Source organism: Deinococcus actinosclerus (genome assembly GCF_001507665.1).
GTDB classification, from domain to species: Bacteria; Deinococcota; Deinococci; order Deinococcales; family Deinococcaceae; genus Deinococcus; species Deinococcus actinosclerus.
The window spans coordinates 744,229-770,677 of sequence record NZ_CP013910.1; the positions used below are offsets into that span (position 1 = coordinate 744,229).

Annotated in this window: 24 protein-coding genes; 18 read left to right on the forward strand and 6 right to left on the reverse strand. The window is 72.4% G+C overall.

Annotated elements, in window-relative coordinates; genetic code table 11:
- The first annotated feature begins 250 nt into the window (after positions 1 to 250).
- The 4 genes from AUC44_RS03600 to AUC44_RS03615 all read left to right on the forward strand — a co-directional run bounded on the left by AUC44_RS03600 (position 251) and on the right by AUC44_RS03615 (position 3,502).
- A complete protein-coding gene (locus tag AUC44_RS03600; protein ID WP_062157433.1) occupies positions 251 to 1,210 on the forward strand; it encodes a carbohydrate kinase family protein in 960 nt (319 codons plus the stop codon).
- Complete coding sequence (gene mltG, locus AUC44_RS03605) at positions 1,207 to 2,226, forward strand: endolytic transglycosylase MltG (RefSeq protein WP_417926362.1); 1,020 nt, start codon at positions 1,207 to 1,209, stop codon at positions 2,224 to 2,226. Before AUC44_RS03600 ends, mltG begins: the two co-directional genes overlap by 4 nt.
- A gap of 154 nt (positions 2,227 to 2,380) precedes the next feature.
- Complete coding sequence (locus AUC44_RS03610) at positions 2,381 to 2,719, forward strand: hypothetical protein (protein WP_157445155.1); 339 nt, start codon at positions 2,381 to 2,383, stop codon at positions 2,717 to 2,719.
- 159 nt (positions 2,720 to 2,878) lie between these two features.
- The gene (locus tag AUC44_RS03615) at positions 2,879 to 3,502 is read left to right on the forward strand and encodes a hypothetical protein (protein ID WP_231724514.1); all 624 of its coding nucleotides are present in this window, start codon (positions 2,879 to 2,881) and stop codon (positions 3,500 to 3,502) included.
- On the opposite strand, the gene mutL is transcribed toward AUC44_RS03615, so the two are convergent.
- The 3 genes from mutL to mutS all read right to left on the reverse strand — a co-directional run bounded on the left by mutL (position 3,489) and on the right by mutS (position 9,573).
- Complete coding sequence (gene mutL / locus AUC44_RS03620; RefSeq protein WP_062157435.1) at positions 3,489 to 5,159, reverse strand: DNA mismatch repair endonuclease MutL; 1,671 nt, start codon at positions 5,157 to 5,159, stop codon at positions 3,489 to 3,491. The two genes, AUC44_RS03615 and mutL, sit on opposite strands and share 14 nt — an antisense overlap.
- Before the next feature lie 50 nt (positions 5,160 to 5,209).
- Positions 5,210 to 6,598, reverse strand: coding sequence for an FAD-binding oxidoreductase (locus AUC44_RS03625; RefSeq protein ID WP_062157436.1), 1,389 nt, complete (start codon positions 6,596 to 6,598; stop codon positions 5,210 to 5,212).
- A gap of 431 nt (positions 6,599 to 7,029) precedes the next feature.
- Positions 7,030 to 9,573 carry a DNA mismatch repair protein MutS gene (gene mutS, locus AUC44_RS03635; protein ID WP_062157437.1) on the reverse strand — a complete coding sequence of 848 codons (2,544 nt, stop codon included), beginning with the start codon at positions 9,571 to 9,573 and terminating at the stop codon, positions 7,030 to 7,032.
- A 91-nt stretch (positions 9,574 to 9,664) separates the two neighbouring features.
- Here mutS and AUC44_RS03640 point away from each other — a divergent pair, with 91 nt between their 5' ends.
- The 7 genes from AUC44_RS03640 (at position 9,665) to AUC44_RS03670 (ending at position 16,811) form a co-directional block, all read left to right on the forward strand.
- A complete protein-coding gene (locus tag AUC44_RS03640; RefSeq protein ID WP_062157438.1) occupies positions 9,665 to 10,393 on the forward strand; it encodes an SDR family oxidoreductase in 729 nt (242 codons plus the stop codon).
- Between the two features lie 230 nt (positions 10,394 to 10,623).
- Complete coding sequence (locus tag AUC44_RS03645) at positions 10,624 to 10,854, forward strand: twin-arginine translocase TatA/TatE family subunit (protein ID WP_058977819.1); 231 nt, start codon at positions 10,624 to 10,626, stop codon at positions 10,852 to 10,854.
- Positions 10,855 to 10,874: 20 nt separating this feature from the next.
- Complete coding sequence (tatC, locus tag AUC44_RS03650; protein ID WP_062157439.1) at positions 10,875 to 11,660, forward strand: twin-arginine translocase subunit TatC; 786 nt, start codon at positions 10,875 to 10,877, stop codon at positions 11,658 to 11,660.
- Positions 11,661 to 11,743: 83 nt separating this feature from the next.
- On the forward strand, positions 11,744 to 12,664 hold the full coding sequence (lgt, locus tag AUC44_RS03655; RefSeq protein ID WP_062157440.1) for a prolipoprotein diacylglyceryl transferase: 921 nt from the start codon (positions 11,744 to 11,746) through the stop codon (positions 12,662 to 12,664).
- A 122-nt stretch (positions 12,665 to 12,786) separates the two neighbouring features.
- Positions 12,787 to 14,232, forward strand: a complete 1,446-nt coding sequence (glmU, locus tag AUC44_RS03660) for a bifunctional UDP-N-acetylglucosamine diphosphorylase/glucosamine-1-phosphate N-acetyltransferase GlmU (RefSeq protein WP_062157441.1) — start codon at positions 12,787 to 12,789, stop codon at positions 14,230 to 14,232.
- 102 nt (positions 14,233 to 14,334) lie between these two features.
- The gene (locus tag AUC44_RS03665) at positions 14,335 to 15,123 is read left to right on the forward strand and encodes an ABC transporter ATP-binding protein (RefSeq protein ID WP_062157442.1); all 789 of its coding nucleotides are present in this window, start codon (positions 14,335 to 14,337) and stop codon (positions 15,121 to 15,123) included.
- On the forward strand, positions 15,120 to 16,811 hold the full coding sequence (locus AUC44_RS03670; RefSeq protein ID WP_062157443.1) for a putative ABC transporter permease subunit: 1,692 nt from the start codon (positions 15,120 to 15,122) through the stop codon (positions 16,809 to 16,811). The genes AUC44_RS03665 and AUC44_RS03670 overlap by 4 nt, the downstream gene beginning before the upstream one ends.
- Before the next feature lie 4 nt (positions 16,812 to 16,815).
- Here AUC44_RS03670 and AUC44_RS03675 read toward each other — a convergent pair whose 3' ends face one another.
- Complete coding sequence (locus AUC44_RS03675; protein ID WP_062157444.1) at positions 16,816 to 17,112, reverse strand: YciI-like protein; 297 nt, start codon at positions 17,110 to 17,112, stop codon at positions 16,816 to 16,818.
- A 75-nt stretch (positions 17,113 to 17,187) separates the two neighbouring features.
- Positions 17,188 to 18,405, reverse strand: a complete 1,218-nt coding sequence (locus AUC44_RS03680) for a saccharopine dehydrogenase family protein (protein WP_062157445.1) — start codon at positions 18,403 to 18,405, stop codon at positions 17,188 to 17,190.
- Positions 18,406 to 18,569: 164 nt separating this feature from the next.
- Here AUC44_RS03680 and AUC44_RS03685 point away from each other — a divergent pair, with 164 nt between their 5' ends.
- From AUC44_RS03685 to AUC44_RS03695, 3 genes are all read left to right on the forward strand, one after another.
- A complete protein-coding gene (locus AUC44_RS03685; RefSeq protein ID WP_157445156.1) occupies positions 18,570 to 18,878 on the forward strand; it encodes a hypothetical protein in 309 nt (102 codons plus the stop codon).
- A 125-nt stretch (positions 18,879 to 19,003) separates the two neighbouring features.
- A complete protein-coding gene (locus AUC44_RS03690; RefSeq protein ID WP_197408578.1) occupies positions 19,004 to 20,623 on the forward strand; it encodes a catalase in 1,620 nt (539 codons plus the stop codon).
- A 101-nt stretch (positions 20,624 to 20,724) separates the two neighbouring features.
- Positions 20,725 to 21,435: an HAD family hydrolase gene (locus tag AUC44_RS03695; RefSeq protein ID WP_062157447.1), complete on the forward strand. Its 711-nt coding sequence runs from the start codon at positions 20,725 to 20,727 to the stop codon at positions 21,433 to 21,435.
- 12 nt (positions 21,436 to 21,447) lie between these two features.
- Here the strand turns inward: AUC44_RS03695 and AUC44_RS03700 are convergent, their stop codons facing one another.
- Positions 21,448 to 21,873, reverse strand: a complete 426-nt coding sequence (locus tag AUC44_RS03700) for a hypothetical protein (RefSeq protein WP_082688935.1) — start codon at positions 21,871 to 21,873, stop codon at positions 21,448 to 21,450.
- A 131-nt stretch (positions 21,874 to 22,004) separates the two neighbouring features.
- On the opposite strand from AUC44_RS03700, the gene AUC44_RS03705 reads away from it, so the two are divergent.
- The 4 genes from AUC44_RS03705 to AUC44_RS03720 are packed head-to-tail and all read left to right on the forward strand — an operon-like array spanning position 22,005 to position 26,117.
- Positions 22,005 to 22,988, forward strand: a complete 984-nt coding sequence (locus AUC44_RS03705) for an NAD-dependent epimerase/dehydratase family protein (protein WP_062157448.1) — start codon at positions 22,005 to 22,007, stop codon at positions 22,986 to 22,988.
- Positions 22,985 to 23,803: an MBL fold metallo-hydrolase gene (locus tag AUC44_RS03710; RefSeq protein ID WP_062157449.1), complete on the forward strand. Its 819-nt coding sequence runs from the start codon at positions 22,985 to 22,987 to the stop codon at positions 23,801 to 23,803. The genes AUC44_RS03705 and AUC44_RS03710 overlap by 4 nt, the downstream gene beginning before the upstream one ends.
- Positions 23,800 to 25,122, forward strand: a complete 1,323-nt coding sequence (locus AUC44_RS03715) for a F390 synthetase-related protein (protein ID WP_082688936.1) — start codon at positions 23,800 to 23,802, stop codon at positions 25,120 to 25,122. Before AUC44_RS03710 ends, AUC44_RS03715 begins: the two co-directional genes overlap by 4 nt.
- Positions 25,119 to 26,117 carry a 3-oxoacyl-ACP synthase III family protein gene (locus AUC44_RS03720; RefSeq protein WP_062157450.1) on the forward strand — a complete coding sequence of 333 codons (999 nt, stop codon included), beginning with the start codon at positions 25,119 to 25,121 and terminating at the stop codon, positions 26,115 to 26,117. The genes AUC44_RS03715 and AUC44_RS03720 overlap by 4 nt, the downstream gene beginning before the upstream one ends.
- The last annotated feature ends 332 nt before the right edge of the window (positions 26,118 to 26,449 follow it).

Here is a 26,449-nt window from a genome sequence, read left to right on the forward strand (position 1 = left end):
GGCGGTCACAGACAGGGCCCGCGCCCGGCAGGGCGGCCGTCGCGGAAGGGGGAGGCGGGGCAGCACGAACAGGGCCCGCGGGAAGCGCGGCCAGCAGCAGCGCGGCGCCACTGGGCAGCCTGCGGACGTGTGCGGAGAACACACCACGCATGCTAGCGACTGGACGAGGGAACCCTCAAGGGTCATTCGCGGGCCCCGGCCGGGGTCCGCTGCGCCGTTCGCCCGCCGGACGGTATGCTGCCGGGCGGACATGACTGAACGACCACTGGTTTCACTGGGAGACCTGACCTGGGACGTGCTGGCCAAACCGGACACGCTCCTGCTGCCCGGTGGGGACAGCACCGGGCGGATTGAACTGTCGGGCGGCGGCAGCGCCGCGAACCTCGCCGTCTGGGCCCGCCGCGCCGGACCCGCGCGCGCCGCTCACTTCGTGGGCAAGATCGGCCACGACCGCTTCGGCGAGCTCGCGGCGGCGGAACTGCGCGCCGAGGGCGTCACCGCCGACGTGATCGAGAGCGCCGAGCACCCCACCGGCGTGATCCTCGGCCTGATCGACCGGCGGGGCCAGCGGGCCATGCTGACCGGCCAGGGCGCCGACTGGGAACTCCTGCCGCACGAGCTGCCCGGCGAGGTGCTGCGCGGCGCCGGGCACCTGCACCTCACCGCCTGGAGCCTCTTCCGCGACCCGCCGCGCGCCGCCGCCCTGCACGCCGCGCAGCTGGCCCGCGCGGGCGGCGCGACCCTCAGCCTGGATCCGGGCAGTTTCCAGATGATCCAGAGCCTGGGCCGCGAGGTGTTCCTGCGCATCCTGGACCGCCTGCCCATGGACGTGCTGTTTCCCAACGACGACGAGGCCCGCGCCATGAGTGGCCGCGGCGACCGCCAGGAGGCGATGGACTGGTTCCGCACCCGTTTCCCGGACGCCCTGATCGTCATGAAGCTCGACGAGGACGGCGTCCTGATCGAGGGACCCGGGCAGGCGCGCGTGCAGGTGCCCGCCACCACCGACCGCGCCGTGGACGCCACCGGCGCCGGAGACGCCTTCGGCGGCGCGTTCCTGGCCGAGTGGCTCACGCACGGGGACGCCGCGCGCGCCGCGCAGCTGGCCGTGCAGGTGGGCGGCTGGGTCGTGTCGCGCTTCGGGGCGCGCCCACCCGCCGACGAGGAGCTGCACGCCCGGATCGCCGCGCACGGCGGGAGGCCCGCGTGAGACGCGGTGGGGCCGGCTGCCTGCGCGTCCTGGCGGTGTTCACGCTGCTGCTGTTCGGCGTGGTCGGCGGGGCGCTGTGGTACGTGCGCAGCCTGCTGGGCCCGGCGGGCGGCGCCGCCTACACCCTGACGGTCAAGCCCGGGGATACCCTGGCGGGCGTCGCGGCCACGTTGCAGGCGCGGGGCATCGTGAAGAACGGCGACGTGCTGCGCTTCCTGATGCGCCGCAGTGGCACGGCCGGCAGCCTCAAGGAGGGGCTGTACGACCTGAACGGCCAGATGACCGCCGAGCAGGTCGCCGCGAAGCTCGCCGGGCCCGCGCGCATTCCCACCGTCAGCGTGACGATCCCCGAGGGCCGGCGCGTGCGCGACCTGCCCGCCATCTTTCAGAAGGCGGGCTTCGACGGGGCGGCCATCCTGAAGGTCCTGAACGACGCGGCCCTCAGTCCGTACGCCAGCGGGAAGCAGGCCAACCTGGAAGGCTTCCTGTTTCCGGCCACGTACGACCTGCGGCCCCAGGCCACCCCGGGGCAGGTCGTGCAGACCCTGCTGGACCGCATGAACCGGGAATTCACGCCCGAACGGGTCGAGAGCGCCAGGAAGCTGGGCCTGAGCGTGCGCGACTGGGTGATTCTGGCGAGCATGGTGCAGGCCGAGGCCGCCAACGACGCCGAGATGCCCGTCATCGCCGGGGTGTTCCTGAACCGCCTGCGCGACGGCATGACCCTGGGCAGCGACCCCACCGTCGCGTACGGGCTGGGCAAGAACCTTCCGGAACTCGACCGCAGCGCCGGGGACTTCACGAAGGACACCCCGTACTCCACCTACACCCGCGCCGGGCTGCCCGCCGGGCCGATCAACAATCCCGGTCAGGCCGCGCTGCTGGCCGTGCTGCAACCCAGGCGCACCCTCCCGGACGGCCGGGACGCCGTGTACTTCCTGCACGGCTTGGACGGGAAGATCTACGTGAACCACACCTTCGCGGAACACAACCGCGACATCGCCCGGTACCGCTGACCACCCCGTAGACCACACCCAGAGGCCGTGAGGAGTGTTCTCACGGCCTCTGGGTGCTCCGCCGGGCCACAGGCTTCACGTACCTGTCTGACCTGCAGCTCACGACGTGACAAACTTCGTCATGGGACTGGCCCGCGCCCGGTACAGTGCGGACATGATCCTGACAACGCTGCTGGTCGCTGGCCTGGCGGCCGCCGCCGTCCTGCTGCGCCGCGTGCTGGGCGGCGGTGAACGCTACGAGCGGATTCCGCGTGGTCCTGGCCGCCGCGACAGCGCGCAGGACGTGTATTGGGAAGCGCGCGTCCTGGCGGTCCTGAACGGCAACCGCGCCGCGCTGGAACGCCACGTGCTCGGCAAGCAGCGGCACAAGCCCGGCCTGAAACGCTGGGAACTGCTGCGACTGGTGTACCTGGACGTGACCCGCCACCAGGCCGCGCCCCCCCGCGAGCGCCGCGCTGCGCCGCGTGGAGGCGTCTTCCGCACGCACTTCTGAGTGGGCACCCGCTCATCGGCCATCAGGAACAGTGGCGGATGGCCCGTTCCAGGCCTGAACGCTGCCCACGCCTGACCCCCGGCAGGTGGGGTGCAGCGGGCGTGATGAACTTCACGCGGGCCGACATGTCATTGACGTGCGGGCGGCAGCCTGCGGCGCGTGAAGCGCGTCCTGATGACCTTCCTGCTCGCTACTGTCACCCTGGCCCCCGCCGCCTCGTTCAGTCTGGGCGGGCAGCTGCGCAACCCCGCCCAGGCGGCTCCGCTCGGCAGCGGGCCGCTGACCGTGCTGCTCACCAACCTGGGGGGCGGCTGGCTGCTCGGCATGGGGCCCCTGAAGGGCGAGCGGTTCAACGTGGTCGTGCCGGCCGGGTTCAGGCCCCCCGTGCAGCCGCTGGATGTCTGTGACGGCGTGACCGTGCAGCCCGCCGGGGCCCGCACGTACACTGCCGAGACGCTGCTGCTGTTCAGCGCCGCGTCGAACAGTGTCGCGACCCTGGTGCAGGCCGACCACCCTGACACGCCCACGCAGCGCGGGCAGTGGGTGTACAGCGACCGCACCGTCACCCTGCGGGGACGCTGCGCGGGCCTGAACACCTACTACAACCTGACGCTGCGGCCCGGCTGGACCGGCGTGACCACCGAGAGCCGCGACGGCCGCTTCGAGATCCGCAACGCCACCGTGAACCTGCCGTACTGGGTGCAGCCGGTCCTGACCCGCGACGCCCGCGCGACCTTCCCCGCGCTGTTCAGCGGTCAGCGCAGCGCGTTCAGGAGCCGCTGACGCCCGGCCCGCCGGTCGGCGCGGCGTCCCGCCCGCGCGGCACGTCCCGCGCGCCCCGCCGCCCGAACGCGTGCGCCAGATCCCGCTCGCCCAGGCGCAGCACCGTGGGCCGTCCGTGCGGGCACGCCCACGGGTGCTCGCAGCCGGCCAGGGCGTCCAGCACCGCCTGACCCCGCCCCAGGTCCAGCATCCCGGCCTTCAGCGCGGGCGCACACGCCAGCCGCGCCAGCATGTCCCGGCGCGGGTCCGGGCCGTCACCCAGCGCGCACTCGACGATCTGCTCGTGCAGCCGGGGCACGTTCAGCGGGGCCAGCGCGGCGGGCAGGGTGCGCAGCCGCGCCAGCCCCGCGCCGAAGTCCTCCAGCGTCAGGCCCCAGCCCTGCAATTCCGGGCCGCGCTCGTGCAGGCGCGCGAGCTGCTCGGGGGTCAGGTGCAGCAGCTCCGGCTCGGGCAGCTCCGCCGGGGGTGCCCCGCCCAGCGTGCGGGTCAGGTGCTCGAACAGTGCCCGCTCGTGCGCGGCGTGCGCGTCCACCACCCACAGGTCCCCCTCGCCCTGCGCGAGCAGGTACAGCTCCTGGTACACGCCCAGCAGCGTCAGCGCCGGGAACGCCGCGTGCCCCGGTGCCGGGGCGGGCTGCGCCGCCGGGCGCAACTCCGGCAGCGCCCGCGCCAGCGGGTGTGCTGAGAGCGTCGCCGCCACCGCCGCCCGCACCCGCGCCGCCACGCCCGGCAGGTCCGCCAGCGCCACCACCTGCTTCGCCGGGTGCACGTTCGGATTGTGATCCTCCGGCGCGACCGTCACGTCCAGCACGCACAGCGGCGCCACGCCCGCCGGGAGCAGCTCCCCGTAGCCCTCGATCACCGCGCGTTCCAGTTCCGGCGGGGCCAGCACCGGCCGCCCGTTCACGCTGATATGCATGCGGTCGCGCCGCGCGCGCGTCAGCTCCGGGCGCGACACCACCCCGCGCACGCCCTCGCCCGAGACGGCCAGCACGCGGTTCGCGCTCAGCGGGCCGTACACGCTCGCCACCGCGCCCCGGTGATCGCTGGGCGCGTGCGTCAGGCGCACCTCGCCGTCCACCGTCAGGCGCCAGTGCAGACCCGGGTGGTGCAGCACGTAGCGGCCCAGCAGCGCCGTCACCTCCCGCACCTCGGAGGCCGCCGGCGCCTGCGTCCGCAGCCGCCCCGGCAGCCGCGCGAAGAGGTTGCGCACCGTCACGGTCGTTCCCGCCGGGGCGGACGCGCGGGCCACCTGCACGCCCTCACCCTGCGCGAGCACCTCGCACGCGCCCACCTGCGCCGCCGGGCGCGACACCACGTGCAGCTCACCGGCCTGCGCCGCCGCCCACAGCGCCTCGCCCCGGAAGCCGAGCGTCGTCACGCCGTCCACCGAACTCGCCTGCGGGGACAGCTTGCTCGTCGCGTGCCGCAGCGGCGCCAATCCCACCGAACCCGCCGGGATGCCCGCGCCGTTGTCCCGCACCCGCACCAGCCGCAGGCCCCCGCCGTCCACCTCCACGTCCACGCGGGTCGCCCCGGCGTCCAGCGCGTTGTCCACGAGTTCCCGCACCACGTCCAGCGGACGCGACACCACCTCACCCGCCGCGATCAGACGCGCCACATGAGCCGGAAGAACATGGATATCAGGCGAGGTCACCCGGTCAGGGTAGCGGGTCACGCGCCGGTACTTTCTGCCTCAGGTCGCGATCAGGCCGGGTCGGGCAGCACCTTCCCGGGATTCAGCAGGTTCAGCGGGTCCAGCAGGGTCTTCACCTCGCGCATCAGCTCCACGGCGCCCCCGTGCTGGGCGCGCAGGAACCGCCGCTTGTGCAGCCCCACGCCATGCTCGCCGCTGCACGTGCCGCCCAGCGCCAGCGTCCGCTCGACCAGCCGCGCGTACAGCGCGTCGATCCGCGCCCAGTCGGCCGAACCGGGCGGCGCGTGGAACAGCACGTGAAAGTTCCCGTCCCCCACGTGCCCCAGCACGCTCGCGTCCAGCCCCTCCGCCCGCAGGCCGTCTTCCGTGAAGGTCAGGATGTCCGGCAGGGCGTCCAGCGGCACGCACAGGTCCGTGCTGAGGAACGCCTCGCCCGGATACAGCGCCTTCAGTGCGTAGAACGCGTGATGCCGCGCCCGCCACAGCGCCTCCAGTTCCTCCGGCTGCCGGGCCACCCGCACGTCCAGCGCCCCCGCGTCGCGGCACAGTTCCTCGCACAGCGCCCGGACGTCCTCCAGCGCGCCCGCCGAGGCGCCCGCCAGTTCGATCCACAGGGTCGGCACCTCCGGCTCCTGCAACCCCAGGTGGCGGTTCACGGCCCGCAACCCCCGCGCGTCCATGAGTTCCAGCCGCTCCGGCTGCGCCGACGCGCCCATCACCGCCGTCGCCGCCCGCGCCGCCGAGCTCACGTCCGGGAACGCGCAGCGCAGCGCCAGCCGCGCGGCCGGCAGCGGCCACAACCGTACCGTCAGCTCCGTGATCACGCCCAGCGTGCCCTCCGCACCCAGGAACAGGTGCCGCAGGTCGTACCCGGCGCTGCTCTTGCGCGCCCGGCTGCCCAGCGACAGCACCCGCCCGTCCATCAGCGCCACCCGCAGCGCCAGCACGTTCTCCCGCGTCGTCCCGTAGCGCACGGCCGCCGTGCCGCTCGCGTTCGTGGACGCCATGCCGCCCAGCGTCGCCTCCGCCCCCGGATCCACCGGGAAGAACAGGCCGTGCGTGCGCGCGGCGCGGTTCAGCTGCGGGTACGTCACACCCGGCTCCACCGTCGCCTGAAACGCCCCCGGACGCACCTCCAGCACGCGCGTCATGCCGCTCAGGTCCAGGCTCAGCGCGCCCGGCGGCGGGATCAGCTGCCCTTCCAGGCTGCTGCCCGCCGCGAACGGCACCACCGGCACCCGGAACTCCCGCGCCAGCGCCAGCGCCTCCACCACGTCTGCCTCGGTCCGCGCGAACAGCACCGCGCCGGGCCGCGCCGCCTCCAGCCCGCTCTCGTCCCGCCCGTGCGCGTCCAGCGCGGCGTCCGCCGTGCTCAGCGCCTCCCCGAACCGCCCCCGGAACGCCCCCAGCGCCGCCCCACCCAGACCGGTTGTCGTCATGCAGTCATTGTGCGCCCGGCAGGAGGACGGTCGTCAGGTCTCAGGGGAGTGTGCGAAGAGCCTGGTGAACCGCTGAGTGCTCAGGTCGAGGTCATACACGCCCGCCTGCTCGGAATACACGTCGGCCACCAGCCGGACACGCCCACCGTCCTGCTGATAGACGGCCTCGAACCACCACGTCTCGGGCGGATCGGCCCGCAGGTGAGGGGCTGGGCCGTCCGACGGGTTCACCGAACCGGCGCAGATCCGCCACGATCATCCCACAGCCGACCACGACGGCATACGTGTTCTCCCAGGTGATGAGGGCGGCCTCGGGATTGCCGTACATCCAGCCGATCTCCCAGCGTGCCCCGTCCGGACGCTGGACGGTGACCGTCTCGAACTCGGCCAGGACACTCCAGCCCGCGGCGGTCGCCAGCGTCACCGAGCAGTCAACCGTCATGCACGGCTTCCGCGCCGGTCACCTCGCGCTGCCAGCGGTGCAGCAGGTCGAGGGCCTGCATGGGCGTCAGCCGCGCGAGGTCCAGCGTGGCGAGTTCCCGCGTGAGGCGCGTGTCGGCGCCCTGCGCGCCCAGCGCGGTCAGCAGGCGCGCGGCGCGGGTGGTGACGCCCCCGGGCAGTCCGGCGAGGCGCGCGACCTCCACGCCGTAACTCTGGCGGGCCGCACCGGGCACGACCTGATGGTAGAAGGTCAGGCCCCCGCTCCCGGCGGCGTCCTCTTCTGCGGCGACGTGGAGGTTCACGAGGCCGGGCAGGTCGCTTTCCAGGCGGGTAAGTTCGAAGTAGTGCGTGGCGAACAGCGTGTGCGCCCCGGCGGCGTGCAGGTGTTCCAGCGCGGCCTGCGCGATGGCGAGGCCGTCGAGGGTGCTCGTGCCGCGCCCGATCTCGTCGAGGATCACGAGGCTGGCGTGCGTGGCGCCGTGGAGGATCGCGGCGAGTTCGCTCATCTCGACCATGAACGTGGAGCGCCCGCCCGCGAGGTCGTCACTCGCGCCGATGCGGGTGTGCACGGCGTCGTACACCGGGAGTTCGGCGTGGTCGGCGGGCACGAACGAGCCGATCTGGTGCAGCAGGGCGCACAGGGCGGCGGTGCGCAGGTACGTGCTCTTGCCCGCCATGTTCGGCCCGGTCAGCAGCACCGCGCGCCGCGCGGCGTCGAGGTGCACGTCGTTCGGCACGAAGCGTCCGCCCAGGCTGCGTTCCACGACCGGGTGCCGCGCCTGCACCAGCCGCAGGGGGCCGCCACTGGTGACGGGGCGGATCCAGCCGTGCTCGGCGGCCACGTCGGCCAGCGCGGCCAGGACGTCCAGTTCACTCAGCGCCCCGGCAGCGTCGGCCAGCGCCTCGGCGTGCGCGGCGAGGCTGTCGCGCAGTTCCGTGAAGACCTCCTGCTCCAGGCGGCTCGCGGCGGCCTCCAGCCGGGCGATCTCGCGCTCGCGTTCGCGCAGGTCCGGGCGGGTGAAGCGCGCGCGGTCCTTCAGGGTCGCCACCTGCCGGTAATCGGCGGGCACCTTGCCCAGGTGCGCGCCCGTGACCTCCAGGTAGTACCCGAACACGCTGTTGTACCCGACCTTCAGGCTGCCAATCCCGGTGCGCTGCCGCTCGGTGACCTCCAGTTCCGCCAGCCACGCGCGGTGCCCGATCGCGGCGGCGCGCAGTTCGTCCAGCTCGGCGTGGAAACCGTCGCGGATCAGGCCGCCCTCGCCCACGCGGATGGGCGGCTCGTCCACCAGCGCGGCGCGGATGCGGGTCACGACGTCCGGCAGGGCCGACAGGCGATCACGCACGCCGCCCAGCAGCCCGCCCTGCGCGCCCAGCAGCTCGGTCGCCTCGGGCAGCAGGTCCAGCGTGCGGGCCAGGGCCGCCACCTCGCGCGGCGCGGCCCGCCGGGTCGAGACCCGCGCCGAGAGCCGCTCCAGATCGTGCGCGCGGTACAGCAGGGACCGCACCGCGCCGCGCAGGTCCGGCGCGCGCGTGAAGGCCTCCACGGCGTCCAGCCGCGCGCGGATGCTCAGTTCATCCAGCAGCGGCGCGCGCAGCCACGCCCGCAGCCGCCGACGCCCGCCCGCCGTGCGGGTCTGCCCCAGCACGTCCGTCAGCGTGCGGCCCTGCGGGGACTGCGCCTGGAACAGCTCCAGCGCCCGCACCGCCGCGTCGGGCAATCTCATGTGCGCGCCCGGCTCGAAGCGCACCACGCGCCGCACCATGTCCAGCCGCCCCTGCTGCGTCACCCGCGCGTATCCCAGCACCGCCCCGCACGCCCGCCGCAGCGCCCCCGACGACAGGCTGGCGGGCACCTCGCCCAGCGTGGCCCGCAGCGCTTCCAGCGCGTCGCCTTCCTCGAAGCTGGCGGGGGAGAGCATCACCGGGAAGCGCGCCTGGAAATCCGCCAGCAGCGCGGCGTTCCCCGACAGTTCCGGCGCGAGCAGCACCTCCCGCGCCCGGCAGCGCGCCAGCTCGTCGTACAGGGCGAGGCGGGTGTGGAACGCCGCGCAGCGGAACTCCCCGGTGCTGACGTCCAGCAGCGCCAGCGCGTACCCGTCCCCGGTCGCCACTGCCGCCAGGTAGTTCTCGTCCGCGCCCAGGTGCCGCTCCTCGGTCACGGTGCCCGGCGTGAGCAGCTGCGTCACGCGGCGGTCCATCAGGCCCGAACCCGGCTCCTCCACCTGATCCGCCACCGCCACGCACACCCCGCACCCCAGCAGCCGCTCGACGTGACTGTCCAGCGCCCGCAGGGGAATCCCCGCCATGGGCGTACTGAAATCCCGGCTGCTCTTGTGCGTCAGCGCCAGCCCCAGCAGCCGCGCGGTGCGCTCGGCGTCCTCCCCGAACGTCTCGTAGAAATCTCCCACCTGAAACAGCAGCAGCGCGTGCGGCAGCGTCTCGGCCACCTCGTCGCGCATCCGCACGTACTGCTCCAGCATCGGCGGCAGCGCCCCCGACCCGGTTCCCTTCAGGACATTCTGAGCCCGCATCCCGCGCAGGATAGCCGCCCCCGCACCGGGGATGGAGAGAGGCGCACCCTTGCCCCGGCGGACGATCACGTGAGCGGTGTACCCTCGGCGCATGAGCCTCTTTCAGCTGAACGGGAAACGCGCCCTAGTGACCGGCGGCAGCCGCGGCATCGGGCTGGCCGCCGCGCACGATCTGATCCGCCTGGGCGCGCAGGTGACGCTCACCGCCCGCAGTGAGGACGCGCTGCGCCGCGCCGCCGACGCCATCGGCGCGCGCTGGGTCGTGGCGGACGTGAGCACCCCGGACGGCGTGCGGGCTGCCGTGGAGGCCGCTGGTCAGGTGGACATCCTGGTCAGCAACGCGGGCGGGCCGCCCCCCGCGCAGCCCAGCGCCGTCACGGAGGAGGGGTGGGCGCAGGGCTTCCAGACCACGTTCATGAGCACCGCGCGGCTGGCCACCGCGGTGCTGCCCGGCATGCGCGAGCGCCGCTGGGGCCGCATCATCGCCGTGACCAGCCTGACCGTGGGCCGCCCCGCGCTGAACCTGCCGGTCAGCAACGCCATGCGCGCCGCCGTCACGAACCACCTGCGGACCCTGGCGCTGGAAGTCGCCGCGGACGGCGTGACCTGCAACACGGTCGCGCCCGGGTACACCGCCACCGAACGCCTGAACGCCCTGCACGCCGACCCGGCCGACGCCGAACGTCTGAAGGCCCGCATTCCCGCGCGCCGCTTCGGCGAACCGAACGAGGTGGGCGCCGCGGTCGCGTTCCTCGCCACGAACGAGGCGGCGTACATCACGGGTCAGGAGATCCTCGTGGACGGCGGCTGGAGCATCTGAAGCGGGTTGGTCAGAGGGGGAGAGGCCCGGGGCATCTGGACCGCGCCCGCCGGGGCACGCTGGGGGCCGCGCGGGGCCTTCACCGTCATTTGACCAAGCCCCATTAAGGTTTCATAGGTGAGCTGCCCCCCATCCGATTTGCCCCCGCTCGCATACCTTCAAGGTAAGACGGCCCCACACCCCCTCACCTCACTCGATCCTGCCCGCGCGGGCAGTGCAAGGAGCAGAACATGAGCCTCGGACCCCTGGAAATCATCCTGATCATCGCCGTGATCGCCCTCATCTTCGGTGCCAAGAAACTCCCGGAACTCGGCAAGGGCCTCGGGCAGGGCATCAAGGAATTCAAGCGTGAAACCCACAAGGAACAGGCCGTGACCGACGTGCCCTCGCGCCCGCTGGATCCCGTGACGCCTGCCACGCCCGTCACCCCGGTCAGCGAGCCCATCAGCGACCGCCGCTGAATCCCGCAAAGGAGCGCGTCATGTCCGCCACCCCACCCAAAGAGCTGAGCAGCGCCCCGCTGTTCGACCACCTGGACGAACTGCGCAAGCGGATCATCATCAGCGTGATCTTCCTGGCGGTCGGTATGGCCGTCGCCTTCCAGTACCGCGTCCAGCTGATCGAGTTCTTCAAGGAACCCCTCACCCACTCCGTGCTGTATCAGGCGGACAAGGTCAAGCTGGTCGCGCTGCAACTCACCGAGCAGCTCATGCTGAGCCTGAACATGTCCTTCTGGGCGGGGCTGGCGCTGGCGCTGCCGTTCATCCTGTGGCAGGTGTGGGCCTTCATCGCCCCGGGACTGTACGTCCACGAGCGGCGCTGGGCGCTGCCCTTCATCCTGGGTGCCGGCGTGGCCTTCCTGGGCGGCGCGCTCTTCGGGTACAAGATGGTCCTGCCCACCATGATTCCCTTCCTGGCGGACTTCATGGGCGGCACGGTCGAGGGGTACTTCAGCATCGGCTCGTACCTGGGCATGGTCACCACCTTCCTGATCTCCTTCGGGCTGGCCTTCGAGATGCCCATCCTGGCGGTGATCCTCACCCGCATCGGGATCGTGAACCACACCATGCTGCGCGGCGGGTGGCGCATCGCGCTGGTCGTCATCATGATCGCCGCCGCCGTGATCACGCCCACGCCCGACCCCATGAACATGCTCCTCGTGGCCGCGCCCCTGTACGTCCTGTACGAACTCAGCGTGATCCTCTCGCGCGTGTTCCGCGTCGTGCCCCCCGAGGAGACCGAGACGCCCGCCCCGCTGGGCTTCTGAGCGTCCCCGCCTGCGCGCGGCCCCCTGCCTCCGGGCGGGCGGGCCGCGTTCCCGCTGCGGAGGCTCTACACTGCGGGTGACCTATGGATCCCATCTTCCTTCAAATCGGCAATTTCACGATTGCCTGGTACGGCGTGCTCATCACCCTGGGCATCGTCGCCGGCGTGTGGGTCGGCACGCGCATGGCCCGCGAACGCGGCCTGAACGTCGACCTCTTCAACGACATGATCCTCTGGATGATCGTCTGGGGCCTCGTGGGCGCGCGGCTGGTGTTCGTCGCGACCTCCTGGAACCAGTTCGAGAACATCCCCTTCCCCCGCGTGCTGCTCGACATCGTGAACCTCCGCCAGGGCGGCATCAGCATCCACGGCGGATTGATCGGCGGCATCCTGGTGATGCTGTACTACGCCCGCCGCAAGGGCATGGACTTCTACCGCTACGCGGACCTGTGCGTGCCCGGCGTGGCCTTCGGGATCATCGGCGGCCGCATCGGGAACATCATGAACGGCACCGACACGGTGGGCCGCGTGACCGGCTGGCCCATCGGGTTCCAGTGGCCCGCCAGCGCCCGCGCCTTCCATGACGGCATGTGCATCAAGAACGCCAACCCGGACATGGACCTCTCGCAGTACTGCCAGCAGATCGGCGGGCAGCTCGTGATGACCGCGCCCGTGCACTTCACGCAGCTGTACGGCGTGATCATCGGGATCATCCTGTCGGTCGCGGCGTACTTCTGGCTGCGCAGCCGCATCCCCGGCTGGGCCTTCTGGCAGTTCTGGCTGTGGTACTCGGTCCTGCGCGCCGGCTGGGAGGAGACCTTCCGCTTGAACCCGCTGACCATCAAGACCTACCTCAACCAGGGCCTGGACGCCCCCGGCATCGGCCTGCTGACCGACACGCAGCTCATCAGCATTCCGCTGATCATCGTGAGCGTCTGGATGCTGATCCGTCTGCGCCGCAAGGGCGCGCCCGTCCAGACGACCCCGGCTGAAATCACCGCCTGAGTCACTGCCCCACGCTGGAGGGTGATCCCACTGCCGGGGTCACCCTCCAGTCCCGTATCGGGGCTCCTGCTGCGGCGGCTTCCCGGCGGCGCGGCGCGGCGGATTGGTACAGTGGGCACGCTATGACTGAACAGACCCGTCCGCTGGACGTCGTGATTCTCGCTGCCGGGCAGGGCACCCGCATGAAATCCAGCCTGCCCAAGGTGCTGCACCCCGTCGCGGGCCGCCCGATGGTCGCCTGGGCCGTGAAGACCGCCCGTGACCTGGGCGCCCGGAACGTGGTGGTGGTGACCGGCCACGGCGCCGAAAAAGTGGAGGCCGCCCTGGGTGAAGCGGACGTGATCTTCGCGCGGCAGGCCCAGCAGCTCGGCACGGGGCACGCGTTCATCCAGGGACTCGACGCCCTGAGTGACCATCAGGCGGACGTGCTCGTGCTGTACGGCGACACGCCCCTGCTGCGCGCCGACACCCTGACGGCCCTGCTGAGCGATCACCGCGCGCGGGGCGGGGCCTTCACGGTCCTGACCGGCGAGGTGCCGGACGCGACCGGGTACGGCCGGATCATCCGCGACGCCCAGGGCAACGTGGAACGCATCGTGGAGCAGAAGGACGCCACGCCCCAGGAACGCGACGTGCGGGAATTCAACAGCGGCGTGTACCTGATGGACGCCCGCGCGCGCGAGCTCTCGGCGCGCATCACGAACGACAACGCCAGCGGCGAGTACTACCTCACCGACCTGCTGGGGCTGTACCGCGCCGAGGGGGCCGAGGTGCACGCCTTCAAACTCACCGATCCCAGCGAGGTCATGGGCGCCAACGACCGCACCGGGCTGGCCGAGGCCGAGGGGATCATCCGCGCGCGCCTCACGCAGGAGCACATGCGCGCCGGCGTGACCATCCACCTGCCCGAGACGGTGTACATCGAGGACACCGTGCAGCTCGGCCGGGACGTGACCCTGGAACCCGGCGTGATCCTGCGCGGCCAGACCCGCGTGGCCGAGGGCGCCACCATCGGCGCGTACAGCGTCATCACCGACAGCACCCTCCACGAGGGCGTGACGGTCAAGCCCCACAGCGTCCTGGAGGGCGCCGAGGTCGGCGCGGGCAGCGACGTGGGGCCGTTCGCGCGCCTGCGCCCCGGCACCGTCCTGGCAGGGGGCGTGCACATCGGGAACTTCGTGGAGACGAAAAACGCCCGGCTGGCCCAGGGCGTGAAGGCCGGGCACCTCGCGTACCTGGGCGACGTCGAGATCGGCGAGGAGACGAACGTCGGGGCGGGCACCATCGTCGCGAACTTCGACGGCGTGAACAAGCACCGCTCCACCGTGGGCGCGGGCGTGTTCATCGGCAGCAACAGCACCCTGATCGCTCCGCGCGTTGTGGGCGACGCCGCCTTCATCGCGGCGGGCAGCGCCGTGCACGACGACGTGCCCGAGGGCGCCATGGCCGTCGCGCGCGGCAAGCAGCGCACCCTGGAGGGCTGGTCGAAACGCTACTGGGGTGGCCTGCGCGGGAAGGTGCAGGAGAAGCTGCCCTGGCTGGCCGGCTGGCTCGACCGCCAGGACTGAGCGGCGCTGCCCGGACGGTGCGCCGCAGAGGCCAGACCGCCGCCCGATTGACCGGCTCAGGTGTGAGCTCCGCGTCAGACGCGCGGCGGTACGCTGCCCCTCATGATTGAGGTGCAGGGGTACACCAAGCGCTACGGGCGGCACGAGGCCGTCAGCAACCTGTCGTTCACGGTGCAGCCCGGCGCGGTGTTCGGCCTGCTGGGCAGCAACGGGGCGGGGAAGACCACCACCATCCGCGCGCTGGTCGGCCTGACCCGCCCCACGAGCGGCGCGGTGCGCGTGGCGGGCTTCGACGTGTGGCGCGACCCGGTGAAGGCCAAGGCGGCGTTCGGGTACATCCCGGACCGCCCGTACCTGTACGGCAAGCTGACCGCCCGCGAACTGCTGCGCTTCGTGGGGCAGCTGTATCAGGTCGGGGGGGCGGACACCGAGATCGACCGCTGGCTGGAGTTCTTCCGCCTGACCGACTTCGGCAATGAACTCATCGAGACGTACTCGCACGGCATGCGGCAGAAGGTGGCGATCATCGCCGCGCTGCTGCCCGACCCGCCCGTCCTGATCGTGGACGAACCCATGGTGGGTCTCGACCCGCACGCCGCGCGGCAGGTGCGGGACCTGTTCCGCTCGCACGCCGACCGGGGCCGCACCGTGCTGCTCACCACCCACTCGCTGCCCGTCGCGGAGGCCGTCTGCGACCGGCTGGTCGTGCTCGACCGCGGCAAGGTGCTCGGCGAGGGCAGCATGGACGACCTGCGCGCCCGCACCGGCACCGAGGCTGGCGGCGTGCACGGCGACAGCCTGGAACGCATCTTCTTCCGGCTGCTGGAGGACGAACTGGAGGAGGGGCGCCGCGCCCGCGAGGCCGCCGGAGTGCCCGGGGTGGGCGCTTGACCGTCACGCCCGCCCCCCGCCCCACCGGGACGGCCCAGCCCAGCCTGAGCGGCCTGAAACTCCGCGCGCTGGCCCACACCGTCCGCCGGGCCCCGAAGTGGGGCTACGCGCTCGTGGGCACGCTGGCCCTGCTCCTCGTGGCCGGCGAGGTGGCCGGCACATGGAAGGCCCTGACCTTCCTGGGCCGCTTCGGCGACATCGGCCTGAACGTCTTTTCCCGCGTGCTGGAGATCGGCCTGATCACGCTGAGCAGCGGCGTGACCTTCAGCGCCACCACCGCCGCCATCAGCACGCTGTACCTCAGTGACGACCTGAACTTCCTCCTGACCCAGCCCATCCAGACGACCCGCGTGTTCGCCCTGAAGGTCACCGAGACGTTCCTGAACGCCGCGCTGGTCCCGGTGTTCCTGACCGTCCCGCTGCTCCTGACGGTCGCCGCGTACTTCCACGCGCCCGTCTGGGCCTACCCGGTCATGCTGCTCACCGCGCTGCTGGTGTTCGCCGCGCCCGTGGGCCTCGGCGCGCTGCTCGCCGTGCTGCTCATGCGCGTCGCCCCGGTCGGCCGCGTCCGCGAGGTCAGCACCGGCCTGGGCGTGATCATCAGCGCCGCCCTCGTGTACGCCATCCGCGCCCTGCGGCCCGAGGTGCTCGTGCAGAAACTCCAGGACCCTGGCAAGGTCGAGGCCCTGCTGCGCGACTTCGCCGGACCCAGCAGCCCCCTCCTGCCGCCCTCCTGGGCCGCCCAGGGCATCTGGCAGGCCGCGCACGGCCACCTCGCCGCGCCGCTGCTGCCGCTGCTGCTGCTCACCGCCACGCTGCTCCTGGGCGCGACTCTCCTCGCCGCGAAGGCCTACCAGGACGGCTGGGCCCGCGCGCTGGACTCCAGCACCCCCAGACTCGACCCGCGCCCCCGCCGCGCCGGGCCCACCGAACGCCTGCTGACCCGCCTGGGGCGCGGCGGCGCGCTCGCCAGCAAGGACCTGCGCGTCACGCTGCGCGACCCCACCCAGTGGAGCCAGCTGCTCGTGGTCGTGGCACTCGCCGGGGTGTACCTCGTGAGCGTCAAGGCCGTCCCCATCCCGGTGCCGCAGTTCCGGGGCATCCTCGGCTACATCCAGCTGGCCTTCCAGGGCTTCATCATCGCGGGCATCGCCGTCCGCCTCGCGTTCCCCGCCGTCAGCACCGAGGCGCGCAGCTACTGGCTGCTGCGCACCGCGCCCATCCAGCCGCGCCAGATCGTCCTCAGCAAATTCCTGGGGGTGCTGCCCGTCACCCTGACCGTGGGCCTCATCATGGGCCTCGCCAGCGCCGCCGCCATGAACCTCGGCCCCACCCTCTTCCTGCTCAGCGCCCTGGTCAGCGTCAGCAACGCCCTCGTGATCACCGCGCTCGGCGTGGGCCTCGGCGCCGCCGCCCCCAAATTCGACGCGGACAACCCCGCCGAGATCGGCGTCAGCCCCGGCGGCCTCGCCTTCATGGGCCTCAGCCTCGCCTACAGCGTGCTGTGCCTCCTCCTGCTCGCCCGCCCCGCCGCCGGCAGCGTCCTGCGGCCCGACCTGTTCCCCGGCTACAGCGCCCTGACCACCCTGGAAGGCATCCTCGGCCTGATCGGGCTGGTGGTCGCCACCGTCCTCGGTACCTGGCTCAGCCTCCGCAGCGGCTGGCAGCGACTGGACCTGCTGGAGTGAAGGCTCAGGGCTGGTGGGCGGCGCCTGCGCCGATGACGGTGTGCCAGCGCCGCACTTCCCAGGTGCCGATCAGCCCGCCCAGCACGTATGGGTCGGTGCGGGCGAACTGTTCAGCGGCGTCCGGTTCGTCGCCCTGGAACAGGAGGGCGGCGCCGTCCACCGGGTCGGCCAGCGCGCCCCCCAGCAGCAACTCGCCCCGGTCGGCGGCGGCCTGCGCGTGCGCGAGGTGCGCGGCCCGCAGCGGTTCGCGCCGCGTGACGTAGTCGGGGACGAGGTCGCGGTACAGCAGCAGGAAGTGCATGCGGGCAGTGTACCGGGGCTCCCAAAGGGGTGCGCCGCCCGGGGAGGGGGCGGCGCACGGTCCTGATGGGGTGGTTCAGTCCTTGACGAGTTCGATGTCGGCCAGTTCGCTGATGGGCAGGCCCCACTTGTTCATGGCGTCGAAGAAGGGATCGGGGTCGAGCTGCTCGACGTTCCAGACGCCGGGCTGCATCCACTCGCCCTGGAGCATCAGCATGGCGCCGATCATGGCGGGCACGCCGGTGGTGTAGCTGACGCCCTGCGCCTGCACCTCGCGGTAGCAGTCGGCGTGGTCCTTGACGTTGTACACGAAGTGCACCTTGGGCTGGCCGTCCTTGCCGATGCCCTTGGCCTGCACGCCGATGCAGGTCTGGCCGCTGTACCCGGCCGCCAGGGATTCGGGGGCGGGCAGCACGGCTTTCAGGAACTCGATCGGGGCGACCTTCATGCCGCGGAAGTCGATGGGTTCGATCGAGGTCATGCCGATGCCCTCGAGGACGTTGAGGTGCTTGATGTACGCCTCGCCGAAGGTCATCCAGAAGCGGGCGCGCTTGATGGTGGGGAAGTGCTTGACGAGGGACTCGAGTTCCTCGTGGTACAGCACGTAGCTCTTGCGGGTGGCGACCTTGGGGTAGTAGATGTCCTGGCTGATTTCCAGGGGCTGGGTCTCGACCCACTGACCGTTTTCCCAGTAGCGGCCGTTGGCGGTGATCTCGCGGATGTTGATTTCCGGGTTGAAGTTGGTGGCGAACGCCTTGCCGTGGTTGCCGTTGTTGCAGTCCACGATGTCCAGGTAGTGGATTTCAGAGAAGTGGTGCTTGGCGTGGTGCGCGGTGAACGCCTGGGTGGCGCCGGGGTCGAAGCCGCAGCCGAGCAGCGCCATCAGGCCCTTCTCGCGGAAGCGGTCCTGGTAGGCCCACTGCCAGGAGTACTCGAACTTGGCGACGTCCTTGGGTTCGTAGTTGGCGGTGTCGAGGTAGTGCACGCCGGTTTCGAGGCAGGCGTCCATGATGGTCAGGTCCTGGTAGGGAAGGGCCACGTTGATGACCATCTTCGGTCCGAAGTCGTTGATCAGCTTGACGAGTTCGGGGACGTTGTCGGCGTCGACGGTGGCGGTGGTGAACACGGCCTTGCTCTCGGGCATGTGCTCTTTGATCTCGGCGACGATCTTGTCGGCCTTGGCGACGGTGCGGGTGGCGATCAGCACTTCGGTGAAGACCTGATCGTTCTGGGCGCACTTCTTGGCGACGACGTTGGCGACGCCGCCCGCTCCGATGATGATGACCTTGCTCATGGGGGTCAGTGTACCCTGCCTGCCCGCGGCGCTAGGGTGGGGGGGTGAGTCCGCGTCCCCGCCCGCCTGCCAAGTCGTCTGCCGTCCCGAAGGCCCCGCCGGGGCCGGGTCAGGGAGGGCCGGGGCTCAGAGGCGCGGGCGAGCTGCGCGAGGTGACGCCGGAGATGCGCGCGCGCAGCCTGCGGACCTTCGTGACGGTGCTGGTGGTGTTCTTCGCGCTGGTGGGCGTGGTGGTGGCGACGCTGGCGGTGCAGGGGCGCGGCGTACGGGACTACGCGGCGCGGGTGGCTGGGGCGGCGCTGGCGGCGAAACCGTCGCCGAACGTGGGCTTTACCCGCCCGTGCGGCGAGGTGGTGCCGGGGCCGCTGCCGGCGCAGGCGCAGTCGTGCGAGGTCAGTGTGGACGGTGGGGCCGTGCGGGTGACCGTGCAGGTGCAGGGCGGCCGGGCGTACGTGATCGAGCGCGGTCCGTGAACGAGGCGTGAGACCGGCCTTCATGGAAGCCTGACGCCACCCTCACTTTATTGAGAAGCATTCCTATTAAGGTTGGGGTGTCCGATTCCGCCCCTTCCCCTCACTGCCCCCTTCAGGAGTGCGCCATGCCCGACCAGACCGACAAGGCCTACGCCCCCACCGAATCCGCCGACATGCAGACGAGCGCGCCCCAGGCCCCGGGCGCGCCGCTGACCAACCACTCCGGCAACCTCGCGCCCAGCAACACCAACAGCCTCACCGCCGGGGAGCGCGGCCCGGTCCTGCTGCAGGACTGGCACCTGCTCGAGCGCATGGCGCACTTCAACCGCGAGCGCGTCCCCGAGCGTGTCGTGCACGCCAAGGGCAGCGGCGCCTTCGGCACCTTCCGCGTCACCCGCGCCATCCCGGAACTCACGGTCGCCGGGCTCTTCCAGAAGGAAGGCACCGAGTGCCGCATGCTGGCCCGTTTCAGCACCGTCGCCGGGGAACGCGGCTTCGCCGACACCGTCCGCGACCCGCGCGGCTTCGCGCTGAAGTTCTACACCGAGGACGGCAACTGGGACCTGGTGGGCAACAACACCCCGATCTTCTTCGTGCGTGACCCCATCAAGTTCCAGGACTTCATCCACAGCCAGAAACGCCACCCGGTCACGGGCCGGCGCAGCAACACCATGCAGTTCGACTTCTGGGGCCTGCGCCCCGAGAGCCTGCATCAGGTCATGTACCTGTTCGGCGACCGCGGCATCCCCCGCTCCTTCCGCTTCATGAACGGCTACTCCAGCCACACCTACAGCCTGTGGAACGACCGGGGCGAGCGCTTCTACGTGAAGTGGCACTTCCACAGCCAGCAGGGCGTGCAGAACATCACCGAGGACGTCGCCGCGCAGGTCGCCGCGAAGAACCCCGACTACCACTTCCAGGACCTGTTCGACGCCATCGAGCGCGGCGAGTACCCCAAGTGGACGGTCAGCATCCAGGTGATGCCCGAGAAGGACGCCGAGACCTACCACATCAACCCCTTCGACCTGACCAAGGTGTGGCCCCACAAGGACTACCCCCTGATGCAGATCGGGGAGTTCGAGCTGAACGAGAACCCCCAGAACTACTTCGCGGAGATCGAGCAGGCCGCCTTCGAGCCCAGCAACCTCCCGCGCGGCCTGGGTGCCAGCCCCGACAAGATGCTCCAGGCACGCCTGATGAGCTACGCTGACGCGCACCGCTACCGCATCGGGATCAACTACGCCGCGCTGCCGGTGAACAGGGCCGCCTGCCCGGTCATGACCTACCACCGCGACGGCCAGACGCGCTTCGACGGGAACTTCGGCGGCACGCCCGTGTACGAGCCGAACTCCTTCGGCGGGCCCGCCGTCGCGGACGGCACCCCGCAGGAACCCCCCATGCCGCTGGGCGCCCTCGCCGACCGCTACGGCTGGCCCGAGGACGACACCGACTACTACGGCCAGCCGCGCGAACTGTACGCCGTCATGCAGCCGGACGAGCGCAAGCGCCTCGCCATGAACTTCGCCGGCGCGCTGGCCGACGTGCCCGCCTTCATCGCCGACCGCTTCATCGGCCACCTGGACCGGGTCTCCGCCGAACTCGCCGGGAATGTCCGGGACGGCATCCAGCAGAAGAAGGCCGAGGGGCACCCGGAACTGAGCGGCATCCTCACCGAGACGCACACGAACGCCGCCGGGGGCGACCGGAGCCCCTCGCGCGGGCCGGTCGTCAGCGCCGACGACTGACCCGCGCCCCAGTGCGCCGCGACCCACCCTGACCGGGGTGGGTTTTTCGCGGCCGACCGGAACGACAGTCGCCGGCGCGGCCGGGCCGTACAGTGGCGGGCATGATCGCCGCCTTCCTGAATCCCGAGGGGACCCTCCTGCACGCCGGTACCGACGACCTGGACCGCGTCGCCTCGGGGCTGTCGGCCCTGCTGCGCGGCGCGGAGCTCATTCCCGTGACCGCGCTGGACGAGGAGGAACTGCTGAACGTGCCCGCCGCGTTCACGTCCTGGCAGGTGCTGCTGCACGGCGCGGCGCTGCTCGACCCGGACGGCGCGGAGGATCCCGCGTGGCGCCGCCTGACCATAGAGACGCTCGACGCCGCGCAGGGCGCGCTGGAACTGGCCGCGCAGGCCGCCGGGCACGTGAGCGCCCTGGCGCAGCTGGGCCTGGACCTGACCCGCACCGAGCGGCACGGGCGGCTGCTGCGCGTGGAACTGCGCCACCCGCACGGGCTGCCCATGCCGCTTGATCAGGCCGAGCGGGAACTCAGGGACTGGCTGGCCGAGGGGCCCCTGCGGGACACCCTGCGGCTGGAACGCACCCCGGACGCGCTGCGTGTCCTGCCCCGCGACCTGCGGCCGGAACTCGCGGTGAACTACCTGCTCTCGCAGCTGGACGCCGAGTTCACGCTGGGCGTGAGCGCCCTGCCCTCCGACGCGGCGTTCCTGGCCCTGTGCGACTACGCCATGCTGCCCGGCAGCGCCACCCTGCTCGACCCTGCCCCGGCCGAGGCGCCGGGCGACAGTCCGGACGACCGCTGGGACACCTGACCACCCGGCGCCTCAGCGCCGGTTCGTCTTGCCGAACAGCTCCCCGGGCAGGGCGGGGGCGACCGCCTGCCCGATCACGTCCAGGATTTCCGCGAGGGTCAGGGTGAACACGCCCGCCTCGCCCCGGTCGGCCGCCTCGCGCCACTGACGGTAGCCGCCCTCGTCGGCGGGCAGGGGGGCGTTCACCTGGATCAGCTCCAGCACGCTGGCGCGCAGCGCGTCCGCCGTGACCGGCGCGTGGCCCAGTGCCATCTGCACGCCGCCCGGCAGGTGCGGATTTCCCAGCCGCAGCCCGTCCAGCGCCACGTGCAGCACCGTGCCGTTCGGTTCGTCGTCGCGGCGCAGGATCAGTACCGTGCTCGTGTCCTCGCCGGGGCGGGTGCGGTACGTCCAGCGCTGACCGGCCTGAAACTCGACCTGAACATGGGGGCTCGTCATGAGGGCCAGCCTACCGGCCGGCCTGGAGGGCGCACCTCGGCCGGATGGCGGAGCGCGGCGTGCGCCGAGTGGCCTGAACGCCGTCCGGATTCCGGCGCGGGTGACGCGCGGGGCCGCCATAATCACGGACGATGACCATTCTGGTGACAGGCGCGACCGGGTTCCTGGGCGGAGTGACCGCGCGGGCGTTGGCGGAAGCCGGACACGAGGTGCGCGGCCTGGGCCGGGACGCGGCGCGCGGCGCGGCGCTGCAGCGCGACGGCGTGCGGTTCGTGGCGGCCGACCTGCGCGGTGCGGACTGGGACGCCCTGCTGGCCGGTGTGGATGGGCCGCCGGTGGAGGGGGTGGTGCACGCGGCGGCCCGCTCGACCCTGTGGGGCCACGCAGCGGACTTCCACGCGGACAACGTGGCCCCCAGCGCCGCGCTGGCCCGGGCGTGCGCGCGGCGGGGCGTGCGGCTGGTGCATGTCAGCACGCCCAGCGTGTACAACGCCACCGGCCACACGCAGGGCGTGCGGGAGGACACCCGGGTCGGCCCACGTTTCGACAGTCTGTACGCCCGCAGCAAGTGGCAGGCCGAGGAGGCCGTGCGCGCCGCGCTGCCCGACGCGACGGTCCTGCGCCCACGTGGCATCTACGGCGTGGGGGACACCAGCATCGTGCCCCGGCTGGCGGCGGCGCTGCGCTCGGGCCGCCTGCCGCGCCTGACCGACCGGGAGGTGTGGACCGACCTGACCGACGTACGCAACGTCGCCCACGCGATCACGCTGGCCCTGGCCCGCCCCGCGCCCGGCGTGTTCAACGTCACCGACGGGCAGGCCATTCCGCTGTGGGCGACGCTGGACCGGCTGGCCGACACGCTGGGCGTGCCCAGACCGATCCGGCGCGTGCCCGCGCGACTGCTGGAGGGGATCGCGGCGGCGCTGGAATTCGGCGCGCGCCTGCACCCCGAGCGGCCCGAGCCGCCCCTGACCGCCAGCGGCGTGCGCCTCCTGACGCGGCCCATGACGCTGGACCTGACCCGGGCCCGCGAGCGGCTGGGGTACGCGCCGGTCGTCACGCCGGGGCAGGGGTTCGCGGACGTCTTTGCGGCCCTGCGGGGAGGGGCGGCGTGAGCGTCCGGGTGATCCCCCTGCGGGCCGGGTCGTGCCTGAACCTCGCGGCGATCACCGAGCGCGGCGCCCCGTGGCGGGTGCAGGCGTACCCGGCGGGCTTCACGCTGATCCTGCATCCCACGCGCGGCCCCGTGCTGTTCGACACCGGCTACGGCGCGGACGTGGTGGCCGCGATGCGCCGCTGGCCGGGCCTGATCTACGGCCTGATTACCCCCGTGCAGCTTGGCCCGCACGACTCGGCGCGCGAGCAGCTGCGCGTGCTGGGCTTCGCCCCGGAGGAAGTGCGGCACGTGATCGTCTCGCACCTGCATGCCGATCACGTGGGCGGCCTGCGCGACTTCCCGCACGCGACCTTCCACCTCGACCGCCGCGCCTGGGAGCCCCTGCGCAAGCTGCGGGGCGTGCGGGCGGTGCGCCGCGCGTACCTGCCGGAACTCCTCCCGGACGACTTCGAGGACCGCTGCGCGTGGCTGGACTTCACGGCCGCCGGGGACGCCCTGCACCCCTTCGCGGAGGTCGCGGACGTGTTCGGGGACGGGCTGCTGCGCGCCGTGCCGCTGCCAGGGCACGCGCCCGGCATGGTGGGCCTGCTGGCGCAGGAGGACGCGGGCCTGACCGTCCTGGCCGCCGACGCCGCCTGGAGTGTCCGCGCGGGCCGCGAGGAACGTCCGGTGCACCCGCTGGCCCGCGTGGCCTTCCACGACCCCGCGCAGGAGTCTGCGAGCGGCGCGGCCCTGCGCGCCTTCCTGCACGCCAATCCCGGTGCGAGGCTGCACGTCAGCCACGACGCGCCCGAGGGCTGGACCGCCCCATGAACTTGGACGGCCCCGTGAGCACCGTCCTGACCCTGCTGGGCGCGCTGGACGACGCCCGCCTGACCTTCCGCTCGCGCGAGGCGCTGGAGCGCCACCAGGAGCGCCTCGCGCACGGGCACCTGCGCTGGGTGGCCGCGCACAGCCCCGCCGTCGCCGCCCGCTTCCGCGCCGCCGGACTCCCCCTGAGCCGCTGGCGCGAGCTGCCCCCCACCGACAAGGCCGCCATGCTCGCCACGTTCGACACGCTGAACACCGTGGGCGTCACGCTGGACTGCGCCCTGGCGGTCGGGCGGCAGGCGGAACGCACCCGCGACTTCACCCCCACCCTCGCCACGCCCGCCGGACCAGTCACGGTCGGCCTGTCCACCGGCACGAGCGGCACCCAGGGCGTCTTCCTGGTCAGCCGCGCCGAGCAGGTCCGCTGGGCCGGAACCGTGCTGCGCCACCTGCTGCCCGGCGGGCTGTGGGGGATGCTGCGCCCGCAGCGGGTCGCGTTCTTCCTGCGGGCCGACAGTCCCCTGTACCGCAGCGTCGGACGCGGGCGGCTGGAGTTCCGCTTCTTCGACCTGCTGCGCCCCCTCCCGGACCTCGCCGCCGAGGTCGAGGGGTACGCGCCCACCCTGATCGTCGGGCCGCCCGGCGTGCTGCGCGCCCTGCACCGCACCGGCGTGCGCCTACGCGCCCGCGTGATCAGCGTCGCGGAGGTCCTCGACCCCGACGACGAGGCTGCCCTGCGCGACTGGGGTGACGTCGTGCAGGTCTATCAGGCCACCGAGGGCCTCCTGGCCCTGCCGTGCCCGCACGGGTCGCTGCACCTGAACGAGGCGCACGTCCACTTCGACCTCGAACCCCTGGGGGACGGCCTGCACCGCCCGGTCATCACCGATCTGCGCCGCCGCGCGCAGCCGTTCATCCGCCACCGCCTCGACGACGCGCTGCGCCTGCACCCCGATCCGTGCCCCTGCGGGCAGGCCGCGCGCCGCGTGCACAGCGTCGCCGGGCGGCAGGACGACGCCCTGCACCTCCCCGGCGCGGCAGGGGAGAGCGTGACCGTCTGGCCGGACTTCCTGCGCGGCGCCCTGGCGGGCGTGCCGGGCCTGCGCGAGTACCGCGCCGACCAGACCGGCCCCGCCCGGCTGACGCTGCACCTCGACCCGCACACCCCCGACACGCAAGCGCAGGCCCTGCGTGCCGTCCGGGACGCCCTGCGCCGCAGCCACGCCGACCCGGGGCGCCTCACCCTCGACACCCGGCCCCTCGACCCGCCCCCGCCCGGCACGAAACGCCGCCGCGTCACCCGCAGCTGGAGGCCCGAATGAACCCATCCGACACCGTCCTCGGCGTGCGCCTCCTCGCGATCGCACAGGCCCTGCCCACACGCCGCGTTCCCACCGCCGAGGTCGCCCGGCTGTGCGGCGTCGCTGAAACCATCGCCCTGAAACGCAGCGGCGTCCACGAGCGCCGCTGGCTGTCCGGCACGGAAACCGCCCTGACCCTCGGCACGCAGGCCGCCCGTGAGGCCCTGGACCGCGCGGGCCTGGATCTCAGCGACGTGGACGTCCTCCTGAACGCCAGCGGTAGCCAGCTGCAACCCATCCCCGACGGCGCCGCCCTCTATGCCCGCGAACTCGGCCTCACCGGCGCCGCCACGTACTCGCTGCACGGCACCTGCCTCAGCTTCCTGCTGGCCCTCCAGCACGCCGCCCTCCTCATCCACACCGGACAGGCGCGGCACGTCCTGATCATCAGCAGCGAGGGCGGCAGCGTCGGCCTGAACCCCGCCCAGCCCGAAAGCACCCTCCTGATCGGCGACGGGGCCGCCGCCGCCGTCCTCGGCCCCCCCACCCGCCCCGGGCAGGGCCTGCACGCCACGCGCATCGAGACGCACCCCGCCGGCGCCGACCACACCCGCATCAGCGGCGGCGGCACCCTGCGGCACCCCAACCACCCCGGCGCCGCCCCCACCGACTTCACCTTCGACATGCAGGGCCTCCAGGTTCTCAAACTCGCCAGCCGCGTCGTCCCGCCCTTCCTCGAACGCCTCCGCCCCGGCCTGAGCCACGGCCTACCGGGCATCACCCGCGTCATCCCACATCAGGCCAGTCAGGCGGGCCTCGACCTGCTGCGCCGCTACGGCTGGCCCGGGGAACGGGTGGAAGTCACGCTGCGCACCCTCGGGAACGTCATCGCCGCCAGCCTCCCCCTCACGCTGCACCAGGCGGTGGAGGCCGGGCGGCTGCATGAGGGGGACACGGCGTTGCTGGTCGGCACCGGGGCGGGGCTGATCGCGGGTGGGGTGATCTGGGAATTGTAGGTGTGCGCCTCGCGGCGGGCGGCCCCACCCCCCAGCCCCCTACTCCAGAGGGGCAGGGGGAGCTGACGTTGGCACTGGGCAGGAGGTTCTACTTGGGCGGCGTGTTCGTGGTGTGAGGTGACGTGTCCGGCCTCGACGCCATCCGCCGCGCCCGTCGCAGGCCCGCGCGCTTCGCGCACGACGGCCGGTGGCATTCAGCGGTCGGAAGCTGTGGGGGACGCTTCTGGCCGCTGATCGAATTTTTGCCTTAGCAGGAGAATGTGTTCAAGGCTCCCCTCTCAGGGAAGCTGTCAGCACAGCTGACTGAGGGGTTGCCCTTCCCACCGCCCACT